Below are 10,307 nucleotides of genomic sequence, written 5' to 3'. Positions count from 1 at the left end.
CGGCCGGTTCGCGCTCGTCGATACCGACGCCGCGACCGGCACCGGTACCGGCACGGGCGCCGGCGCACCGGCGGTACCCGCTATCGGCCTGCTGCGGGCCTGGTCGCCCTACCTGCTGGTGGCCGCGGTGCTGGTGGCCACCCGCATCCTGCCCGGGGCGCCGGAACTGCTGCAGAGCGTCGAGATCGGCGCGGACGGACTGTTCGGCACCTCCATCGGCGAGGCCGTGCAACCGCTGTACTCGCCCGGGGCGGTCTTCATCCTGGCCTGCCTGGTCACCTACGGACTGCACCGCATGGGCGGCGGCCGGATCGCCGCGTCCTGGCGGATGGCCGGCGGGCAGCTCGCCGGAGCCGCGGTGGCCCTGCTTTTCGCGGTCCCGCTGGTCCGGGTCTTCATCAACTCCGGGGCCGAGTTCAGCGGCGGCGACCTGCAGAGCATGCCGCTCACCCTGGCCCACGGCGCCGCCGAACTCGCCGGGGGAGCCTGGCCGCTGTTCGCCCCGTGGATCGGTGCGCTGGGCGCGTTCGTCGCCGGAAGCAACACCGTCTCGAACCTGATGTTCTCGCTGTTCCAGTTCTCCACCGGCGCGCAGATCGGGGTGCCCCCGGAGGTGGTCGTGGCCGGCCAGGCCGTCGGAGGTGCCGCGGGCAACATGATCACCGTGCACAACGTGGTCGCGGCCTCCGCCGTGGTCGGGCTGGTGGGGCGCGAGGGCGACCTGATCCGCCAGGCCGCGATCGCGCTGCTGTACTACCTGCTGACAGCGGGTGCGCTGACCTACCTGCTGGCCTACGGGCTCGGCCCGAACCCGGGAGCGCTGCTGCTCGTGCTGGTGCTGGGCGCGCTGGCGGCCCTGGTGGTGCTCATGCGCCGCGCGGCCCGCGGGACCGGCACGACCTAACGGGCTCTACTCGGGTTGCGCCTCCCGGGCGCGGGCCTGGTGCCGGCGGGCCTTGATGCGGTTGCCGCAGGTCTTCATCGAGCACCACCGCGCGGTGTTGGCGCGGCTGCGGTCCAGCAGGAAAAGGCGGCATTCCGTGTTCTCGCACGGCCGCAGGCGGCCGGGCAGCCGTTCTTTGACGTCGGCCCATGCGAGTACGAGTTCAACGGCGAGCCTGCGCTCGGGCGGTGCCTCCAGGTGCCATTCGATGCCCGATGCGCTGGGCCGGGGGACCTTGCGGACGCCCGCGAGGACGCGGCGCAGCCGGGGCTGGGCCGGTGCGCCGGTCTCGACCGCCTGGAGCGCGTCGCGGGCGGTGCGCAGCCACCGGCGCTCCTCATCGCCGCCGCTGCCGCCGTGCTCGCGGGCCCACCTGCCGACCTCGCGGTCGTCGCTCCACAGGTCGCGGTGCCGGCCATCGGAAACAGGGGTGCTGTTCAGCGCCTGCAGCAGGGCTTGGTCGTCCAGCACGGCCCCCACCTTCCTATCTAACTCCATTGATCCGTTTGACAGGTTACCCGATGGACGGTCTAATGAGCGCCAGACTTAACCATCAAAAGACATCTAAGGGGTTAGTCATGGCTGAGGTTCGCCACCAGTACGCGACAGTGCACGGGCACCGCATCTTCTACCGCGAGGCAGGCCCCCGCGAGGCGCCCACGCTCGTGCTCCTGCACGGATACCCCACCAGCTCCCGCATGTTCCGCCACCTCATTCCGGCGCTGGCCGACCGGTTCCACATCATCGCTCCCGACCACCTCGGCTTCGGCAACTCCGATGCCCCGGACGCCAACGGGTTCGCCTACACCTTCGACGCGCTGACCGACATAACCGAAGCCCTGCTGGACCGGCTCGGCGCCACCCGCTACGCCATATACGTCCAGGACTACGGCGCCCCCGTCGGCTGGCGGCTGGCCCTGCGCAACCCGGATGCCGTCACCGCGGTGATCACGCAGAACGGCAACGCCTACGAGGACGGCTTCGTCCCCGAATTCTGGGAGCCGGTGTGGGCGTACTCCGCCGACCCGGGGCCCCGGACCGAACCCGGCGTCCGCGCCGCCCTCTCGCTTGAGGCGATCCGCTGGCAGTACCTGCACGGGGTGGACCGGCCCGAGCTGGTCGACCCCGACACCTGGGCCGCCGACCACCGCGAGGTCAACCGGCCGGGCAACGATCTCGTGCAGCTCGCCCTGTTCCGCGACTACGCGAACAACCGGCCGCTCTACCCCCGGGTGCACGAATACTTCCGGGAGCACCGCGTGCCGCTGCTCGCGGTCTGGGGCGCAGGCGATGAGATCTTCGGCCCGGACGGAGCCCGCGCCTTTGCCCGGGACCTGCCGGACGCACAGATCCACCTTGTCGCCGGAGGCGGGCACTTCCTGCTCGAAAGCCACCTGGACACCGTGGCCGGGTACATCCGCGGGTTTCTGACCGCAGCCGAACCGGCGGCGTAACGCCCGTAGCGAGCGCCCGGACCGGGCGGGCGGATGCTGCACGGCCGGGTTCCGCAGCGGCCCGCGCCCGCTCGCCCGACCGCGCATCCGGCCGTTCGAACGGCCGGCCGCCCGCGCAGCCGGGACGTGGGGAATAGCCGCTGGTCGGTTCTTGTTCGGAGGTCTGGCAAACTGGTATACGACCGCCGCGGTACCGGTTCACGCCATCAGAGCGGCAGCCCGATGCGGCGCGCAGCACCGCGCGCTCTGCCGTGTGCGCCCGGCGACCGCCACTAGCGAGGAGATCCACGTGAAAGCCGACATTCACCCCGAGTACGTTCTCACCCACGTCACCTGCACGTGTGGGAACACCTTCACCACCCGCAGTACCGCCTCGTCGGGTGAAATCCGGGCCGACATCTGCTCTGCCTGCCACCCGTTCTACACCGGCAAGCAGAAGATCATGGACACCGGCGGCCGGGTCGCCCGCTTCGAGAAGCGCTTCGGCAAGCGCTCCGCCAAGTAGCTCCGCAGGCGGCGCCGGGGCGCGCGGTTCCGACGTGTTCGGTCCGCGCGGCCGGCGCCGCTGCTTATCGGTCGCCGCATCTGCGGCCGGTGCTGCCGGCCCGGCCGCTGCGGCCCGCGCGGGCGCGGCCACCGGACCGTGCGGCGTGCGGAGCCGCCGGCAACCGGGCACGCTCTCGAAGAACCACGCCATCGACGGAAGCTGGACTTGAAGTGAAGCTGGACGACCTCCTGGGCGAGTACTACGAGCTGGAACAGCAGCTCGCGGATCCCGCCGTGCACGCCTCCCCGGCGCAGGCGCGCTCCCTGGGCAAGCGTTACTCCCAGCTCACGCCGATCATCGCCGCTTACCGCGAACTGATGCAGGTCGAGTCCGACATCGAGGCCGCCAACGAACTCGCCGGCGAGGACGCGGCCTTCGCCGAGGAGGCCCGGCAGCTCGCCAAGAGCCGCGAGTCGCTGACCGAACGCCTGCACTACCTGCTCATCCCGCGCGACCCCGCCGACGACAAGAACCTCATCATGGAGGTCAAGGCCGGCGAGGGCGGCGAGGAATCGGCCCTGTTCGCGGGCGACCTGGTGCGCATGTACCTGCGCTACGCCGAGCGGAAGGGCTGGAAGACCGAGATCATCAACTCGACGCCTTCCGAACTGGGCGGTTACAAGGACATCACCATCGCCTTCAAGAACAAGGGCACCCCCGAGGCCGGCCAGGGCGTCTGGCCCCAGCTCAAGTTCGAGGGCGGAGTGCACCGCGTCCAGCGCGTACCCGTCACCGAGTCGCAGGGCCGCATCCACACCTCCGCTGCCGGGGTCCTCGTCGTGCCCGAGGCCGAGGACGTCGAGGTCGAGATCCACGACAACGATCTGCGCGTGGACGTCTTCCGCTCCTCCGGGCCGGGCGGGCAGAGCGTCAACACCACCGACTCCGCGGTGCGCATAACCCACCTGCCCAGCGGCATCGTGGTGTCGTGCCAGAACGAGAAGAGCCAGCTCCAGAACAAGGAGCAGGCGCTGCGCATCCTGCGCGCCCGCCTGTACGCCGAGGCCCAGGCCAGCGCCGACGCCGATGCCGCCGCCGAACGCAAGAGCCAGGTGCGCACGGTCGACCGCTCCGAGCGCGTCCGCACCTACAATTTCCCGGAGAACCGCATCTCCGACCACCGTGTCGGATACAAGGCCTACAACCTTGACCAGGTCCTCGATGGCGACCTGGAGGGGGTCCTGCAGGCGCTCATCGACGCCGACACCAAGGAAAGGCTGGAGCAGGCGGAGTCATGAACTTCCTGCTCGACGAGGTCGCCCGGGCCACGCTGCGGCTGGCCGATGCGGGCGTCCCCTCGCCCCGCACCGACGCCGAAGAACTCGCGGCGTTCGTGCACGGCGTCCGTCGAGGAGAGCTGCACGGGGTCGCCGACTCCGACTTCGACGCGCTCTACTGGGAGTGCGTGGCGCGCCGGGCCGCGCGCGAACCGCTCCAGCACATCACCGGCCGCGCCTTCTTCCGCTACCTGGAACTGCAGGTGGGCCCCGGTGTCTTCGTACCCCGGCCCGAAACCGAGATCATGGTCGGCTGGGCGATCGACACCCTGCGCGCCATGGACGTCGCCGACCCCCTGGTCGCCGACCTCGGCACCGGGTCGGGCGCCATCGCCATCTCCATCGCCCAGGAAGTGCCCCGTTCGCGGGTGCACGCCGTCGAACTCGACCCCGGTGCGCTGGGCTGGGCCCAACGCAACATCGAGGCCAGCGGGCACGCCGACCGGATCACCGCCCACCGCGGCGATCTGCGCGGGTCGCTGCCCGATCTGGACGGGCGGCTGGACCTGCTGATCTCCAACCCGCCCTACGTGCCCACCGCCGACTCCGCGCACGTACCGCCTGAGGTCCGCAACCACGATCCCGGCGCGGCGCTGTGGGCCGGCGACGACGGCCTCGAAACCATCCGCGACCTTGAGGCGGTCGGGCGCAGGCTGCTGCGCCCCGGCGGCGCCATGGCGATCGAACACGGCGACGGCCAGGGCATCGACATTCCCCGGCTCTTCCCCGAAGACCAGGGCTGGTGCGATGTCCGCAACCGCAAGGACCTCGCCCACCGCGACCGCTTCGTCGTCATGCGCAGGGGCGGCGACTGATGGTGCGCAGGCCGGCGGTCGGCGGGAGTGGTGCCGCGGTGCGGGACACGGATCCGCGGAATGCGACGATTCACCGCAACGCGGATACCCGACGAACAACGGATCCGATGAGGGGCCCAGGCGGCCCTGCGCGCCCGGCGGGCGCCGACAAGAGATGGGGTGACCTCAGGTGAGCCGCAGTTACGACTGCGCTGACGTGCAGGGGCGCAAGGACGGCATCGCCGACGCGGCGTCGACCGTCCGCCGGGGCGAGCTTGTTGTGCTGCCGACCGACACCGTTTACGGGATCGGCGCCGACGCGTTCAGTCCCGACGCCGTCGCAGGGCTGCTCGGCGCGAAGGGCCGCGGCCGCGACATGCCGCCGCCCGTTCTGGTGGGCTCGGTGCGCGCGGCCCAGGCACTCATCGAAGACCTGGGCAACTACGGCCAGGACCTCATCGAGGAGTTCTGGCCGGGGCCGCTGACCATCGTCTGCACGGCCGCCCCGAGCCTGTCGTGGGACCTCGGCGACACCAAGGGCACCGTGGCGGTGCGCATGCCGATGCACCCGGTCGCCCTGGAGCTGCTCAAGGAGGTCGGGCCCATGGCCGTCAGCAGCGCCAACGTGTCCGGCAACCCGGCGGCCACTACGGCCGAGGAAGCCGAAAAGCAGCTGGGCGACGCGGTTGCGGTCTACCTCGACGGCGGAGCGTGCGACGACGAGACACCGTCCACCATCGTCGACCTGACCTATGCGGTCCCGCGCGTGCTGCGCGACGGAGCGATTCCGGTCCAGCGCCTGCGCTCGGTCTGCGGCACGGTGATCGGCGTTCCCAAGCGCAGGGCCAAGGGCGAGGTCGAGGAGGGCGCCGAAGACGGCACCGACGGCGCTGAGAGCACTGAGAGCGCGGCGGAGCGCCCCTCCGAAGGCACCGTCCCCGCCGGGCCCGCGGAGTCCGGCGAGAGCCCCGAGAGCGCGCCGCAGAGCGCTGCGAGTACAGCGGGCGCCGGGGCCGCAACGGGTACCGCGGCCGCCGGCGGCACCGCCGACACCACCACCGGCACCGCCGCTGCGGACACCGCGGACGCCGCGGACCGCCCGGAGGCGGCGGAGGGGCCGGACGCCGCCGCTGGCAGCGGCGCGCCCGCGCCCCACGGGGAACACACGGAGGACGAGGAGCGCGCCGGCCGGCCCGCGGAGACCGCGGCGGGCGGTACCGGTGGCGACCCGGTCGGCGCCGCCGGCCCCGAGCAGCGGCCGGCCCGCGACTCGGACTGACGGCCTGTGCCCGCCGCGGTGCCCCCGGCTCCGGCTCCCGGAACCGGCGGGCACCGCGGCCCCGGCAGCGCTCGGCGGCGACCCGCGGTGACGGCCGGCGCTAAGAAAGCGCAAAAAAATGGCCTGCGCGTGCACCGGCGGTGGCTACGGAGCGCGGCGGGCGCGGAACCGGGCCCGGCGGTGTGCCGCCGGACGTGCGCAATCCGGGCCGGCGGGCACGGCGGCCCGGTCGGGGACGCTGCTGAGCGCGGGTGCGCACCCGGTCCCGGGCCCGTGTGCCGGGGCTGGACCGCAGCGCCCGATCGCACTGGTGCGCAGCGGCTGTGTGGCTGTGCGCGTCCCGTACCATGCGGGCGCACAGTTGCGTGCCGGGCCCTGCCGTGCAGGTGGCCGCGGCGATCACCAAGGCGCGCACCGCCGTGCCGCGCGGCCGGTACCCCTCGGCGGAGCAGCTGCTCCGGGTGGTCGCCGCAGATGGCGTGGAACACACTTTTCACGCTCTGTGATCGCTTTGTGTTGCCGCGCACCGCCGCCGGGTAGTGCTAGGTTCGGCTGCACCGCGGTCTTGGCAGCGGCGGCCGTGTTCGGCGCCGCTCGTACCGCGTCGCGATCAGCCGCCCGCGGTGGACCACCGGGCCCGCCGAGCGGCTGTTGGCAGCCCGCCGTCCGCGCCGATCGCCCGATCGCGGCCGTGCCGCCTCCGGCGACCGCAAGCAGCAATCCCCGGCCGGCGCCGAACCGCCGACCGCCTCCGCCGGCTCCCAGCCGTCGGCGCCCGATTCGAGGAAGGCACCTGACACGCCGTGCGTGAGTATGCGCTCACCTTTGTCATCGCCCTGGCGGTCACCTATCTGCTCACGCCCTTTGTGCGGCGAGCGGCGATCGCCATCGGCGCGGTGCCCCCGGTGCGCGACCGCGACGTGCACAGCGAGCCCATCCCGCGCATGGGCGGGATCGCGATCTACGGCGGTTTCGCCGCGGCCCTGCTGATCTCCTACCGGCTGCCGCACCTGCAGGACGTCTTCGTCTACAACACCTGGCGCGGGCTGCTGCTGGCGGGCGGCGTGATCGTCGTCATCGGGATCATCGACGACCGGTGGGGCATGGGGGCGGTTCCCAAGCTCGCGGGCCAGACCCTGGCGGCGGGCATCATGGTGTACTCCGGCGTGCAGATGCTGTGGCTGCCGATGCCGGGCACCCAACTCTCCCTGGGGCCGTGGCTGGGTGCGCTGATCTCGGTGCTGCTGATCGTGGTCACCATCAACGCGGTGAATTTCGCCGACGGGTTGGACGGCCTGGCCGCGGGCATCGTGGCCATCTCGGCGTTCGCGTTCTTCGCGTACTACTACGTCGCTGCCATCGACCAGGGCTTCGAGCGGCAGTCCTACCCCGCCATGATCGCGATCATCCTGGCCGGGGTCTGTATCGGCTTCCTGCTGCACAATTTCAACCCCGCCCGCGTGTTCATGGGCGATACCGGCGCGATGCTGCTCGGGCTGCTGCTGGCCTCCATCACCATTACCGTGACCGGCCAGTTCTACCCCGAAGGCCGCACCAGTGTGCACGGCATCGCGCTGTTCCTGCCGGTGGCACTGCCGTTGCTGGTCATTGCGCTGCCGCTGGCCGACCTGGTGCTCGCCGTGGTGCGCCGCACCCTGGCCGGCAAGTCGCCCTTCGCCCCCGACAAGAAGCACCTGCACCACCGCTTGCTGGAGCTGGGCCATTCCCACGCCCGCGCGGTGCTGCTGATGTACCTGTGGGCGGCCATCATCGCCTTCGCCTCGGTGTCGCTCTCGGTGTTCGACACCCCGTTCGTGGTGCTGACCGTGGCCCTGCTGGTGGCCGCCTGCGCGGTGGGGCTTATCACGCTGCCGCGGTTGCGGCGCCGCCGCGCGGCGCGGGGGACCCGGGAGCAGGCGTCCGCGGAGTCCTCGTCGGTGGCCGCGGAGTAGGGGGCGAGACGGTGATCACTTCTCCTGGCACCGCCGGGCATCCCCGGCCGGCGCAGGCTCCGCGCTTCGGCGGCAACCGCTTCGGCGATCATCCATCGACCCGGCCCGCTGCGAACCGAAACCCCTGAACCCGTCTGAACCTGGAGGCCGAATCCAGCCGAACGGCACATGACCTGCGGTCGAACGACTGCGGCGACAAACCTGATGAGCTGCGTGCATACCCCGGTGCTGTGTACACCGCGGACGCGGGTGAGGTGACCGTGAAGGCCACCCGTGTTCGGGTGCCCGAATCCTTGTGATAGCTTTCACGAGCAAGCACCCCACACAGCACAGCCACCGGAGTCTCTTTCATGCAGGAACACGACGCCCGGATTCTCCGCGGCGCCGCGATTCCCACGGCCGCCGTCGGTGTGGCGGCCGCAGTCGCCTCCTCAGTCATGGCAGGTGTGCCGGGCCTCATCGGTGCCGTATTGGCGGCGCTGCTGGTCTTGGCGTTCTTTGCCGTCTCCGCTTACGCCATCGCCTGGACCGGGCAGCACCATCCCCATCTGCTGCTGCCCATCGCCTTCCTGGTCTATACGACCAAGATCGGTGTGCTGGCAGTGGCGCTGGTCATGTTCGGCGGAACCACGGCCTTCCACCACTACTCGTTTGCGTGGACCGCGCTGGCCTGCGTAATCGTCTGGCTCGCGGGCCAGGCCATTGCCGGCGTGCGGGTGCGGCGGCTGACGGTGGAGCCTTTCGGTCAAGACGCCGATGGCGACGAGGGTCCCGACGGTGATGACGGCTCCGATGGCCCCGAGTCCACGGATCCCCGGACCGGTGTCGGTGCCGGGAGCGACCGGTGAATCCGGCGAAAACGCCCGCTAAGGGCGATGTGCGAACAAGATTCGCCTACTGCTATCTTCCGGAGCGAGACGAACAACCGTGCAGGCGGCGATCCCCCCGAACGTCCCAGCCGCGGCGGTATGAGGTTCTTCTCCCATCTCTTCGGATCCTGAACGTCCAGTCCGGTAGCCGGCGTCTCCACGTGAGCGGCGCGGTACCGCCCGAAAACATCGAGGATTGAGTTGCGTCACGACGCCGATGTGGCCGCCGTGTGCGTCGGCCGTGTAGCGAGCGAGGAGCGGTGAACATACACAGCAACGTGGCCGCCGGCCTGCACAGCGCCGCGTCCGAAGAAGGCTGCCACATCTTCAACACCCACGGATGCGGCTTTACACCCCCCTCGACCAGCCTGTTCTTTCCCGAACCCTGGTTGGAGTTCGGGCTTCCCGGTACCTCGGGTATCACGAAGTACCTGCTGGTCCTGATCGTCGCGCTGCTGCTGGCTGCGGGGTTCTGGTACTTCGCCACCCGCAACGCCAAGGTCGTGCCGGGCCGGCTGCAGAGCGTGGCCGAGCTCTTCGTGGAGTTCATCCGCAACCAGATCACCCGCAACACCATGGGCAAGGCGGGCGACAAGTACGTCCCCATCATGGTGACCCTGTTCATCTTCATCTTCTCGATGAACGTGATGGGGCTGATACCGGGCCTGCAGTTGCCGGTGACCTCCAACCTGGCGATTCCCGCCATGCTGGCCCTGTTCGTCTACGTGCTGTGGAACGGCGTCGGCATCCGGCGCAACGGTCTCGGGGCCCACATCAAGGCGCACACGATGCCGGCCGGGGTGCCCTGGTACCTGCTGATCCTGGTCACGCCGATCGAGGCGCTGTCGAACTTCCTCATCCGGCCCCTCACCCACGCACTGCGGCTCTTCGCGGTCATCCTGGCGGGCCACCTGCTCCTGGCGGTTTTCGCCGCCGGCGGGTTCTACATGTTCAACCCGACCACGCCGATGGGCGCTGCGCTCGGTGCGGTATCGGTGGGGTATTCCGGAATCGCGCTGATCGGATTCCTGATCTTCACCGTCTTTGAACTGTTCATCATGGCCGTCCAGGCCTATGTGTTCGTTCTCCTTTCCTCCGTCTACATCGGCCAGGCAATGGAGACCTCGCACTAGCGGCCTGAGGCCCGGTGCGCGCAGTCCGGCACCAACCCCGTAGAAAAGCAACGCCAGTC

At 70.5% G+C, this 10,307-nt stretch carries 9 protein-coding genes and 1 pseudogene; 9 read left to right on the top strand and 1 reads right to left on the bottom strand.

From position 1 onward, the window contains the following. A partial coding sequence (locus tag ACYVD5_RS08575) for an L-lactate permease (protein ID WP_461000407.1) occupies nucleotides 1-904 on the top strand: 904 nt, incomplete at its 5' end. 6 nt (nucleotides 905-910) lie between these two features. Here ACYVD5_RS08575 and ACYVD5_RS08570 read toward each other — a convergent pair. Beyond that, nucleotides 911-1,441, bottom strand: a complete 531-nt coding sequence (locus ACYVD5_RS08570; protein ID WP_461000406.1) for a CGNR zinc finger domain-containing protein — start codon at nucleotides 1,439-1,441, stop codon at nucleotides 911-913. Between the two features lie 80 nt (nucleotides 1,442-1,521). On the opposite strand from ACYVD5_RS08570, the gene ACYVD5_RS08565 reads away from it, so the two are divergent. The 8 genes and pseudogenes from ACYVD5_RS08565 (at nucleotide 1,522) to atpB (ending at nucleotide 10,248) form a co-directional block, all read left to right on the top strand. Then, nucleotides 1,522-2,397, top strand: coding sequence for an alpha/beta fold hydrolase (locus ACYVD5_RS08565; RefSeq protein ID WP_461000405.1), 876 nt, complete (start codon nucleotides 1,522-1,524; stop codon nucleotides 2,395-2,397). Nucleotides 2,398-2,686: 289 nt separating this feature from the next. After that, on the top strand, nucleotides 2,687-2,902 hold the full coding sequence (gene rpmE, locus ACYVD5_RS08560) for a 50S ribosomal protein L31 (protein WP_461000404.1): 216 nt from the start codon (nucleotides 2,687-2,689) through the stop codon (nucleotides 2,900-2,902). 212 nt (nucleotides 2,903-3,114) lie between these two features. Then, entirely contained in the window at nucleotides 3,115-4,182 is a 1,068-nt protein-coding gene (prfA, locus tag ACYVD5_RS08555; RefSeq protein ID WP_461000403.1) for a peptide chain release factor 1, read from the top strand. After that, nucleotides 4,179-5,036, top strand: coding sequence for a peptide chain release factor N(5)-glutamine methyltransferase (gene prmC / locus ACYVD5_RS08550; protein WP_461000402.1), 858 nt, complete (start codon nucleotides 4,179-4,181; stop codon nucleotides 5,034-5,036). Before prfA ends, prmC begins: the two co-directional genes overlap by 4 nt. 169 nt (nucleotides 5,037-5,205) lie before the next feature. Further along, nucleotides 5,206-5,991: pseudogene (locus tag ACYVD5_RS08545) on the top strand (L-threonylcarbamoyladenylate synthase); the annotation flags it as partial. 1,106 nt (nucleotides 5,992-7,097) lie between these two features. After that, a complete protein-coding gene (locus ACYVD5_RS08540; RefSeq protein ID WP_461000401.1) occupies nucleotides 7,098-8,246 on the top strand; it encodes an MraY family glycosyltransferase in 1,149 nt (382 codons plus the stop codon). 350 nt (nucleotides 8,247-8,596) lie between these two features. Next, complete coding sequence (locus tag ACYVD5_RS08535; RefSeq protein ID WP_461000400.1) at nucleotides 8,597-9,094, top strand: hypothetical protein; 498 nt, start codon at nucleotides 8,597-8,599, stop codon at nucleotides 9,092-9,094. A gap of 311 nt (nucleotides 9,095-9,405) precedes the next feature. Continuing rightward, nucleotides 9,406-10,248, top strand: a complete 843-nt coding sequence (gene atpB / locus ACYVD5_RS08530) for a F0F1 ATP synthase subunit A (protein ID WP_461000408.1) — start codon at nucleotides 9,406-9,408, stop codon at nucleotides 10,246-10,248. Nucleotides 10,249-10,307 lie beyond the last annotated feature (59 nt).

It is taken from the genome of Streptomonospora sediminis (assembly GCF_054778995.1).
This window is presented reverse-complemented; position numbering and strand designations above follow the sequence as displayed.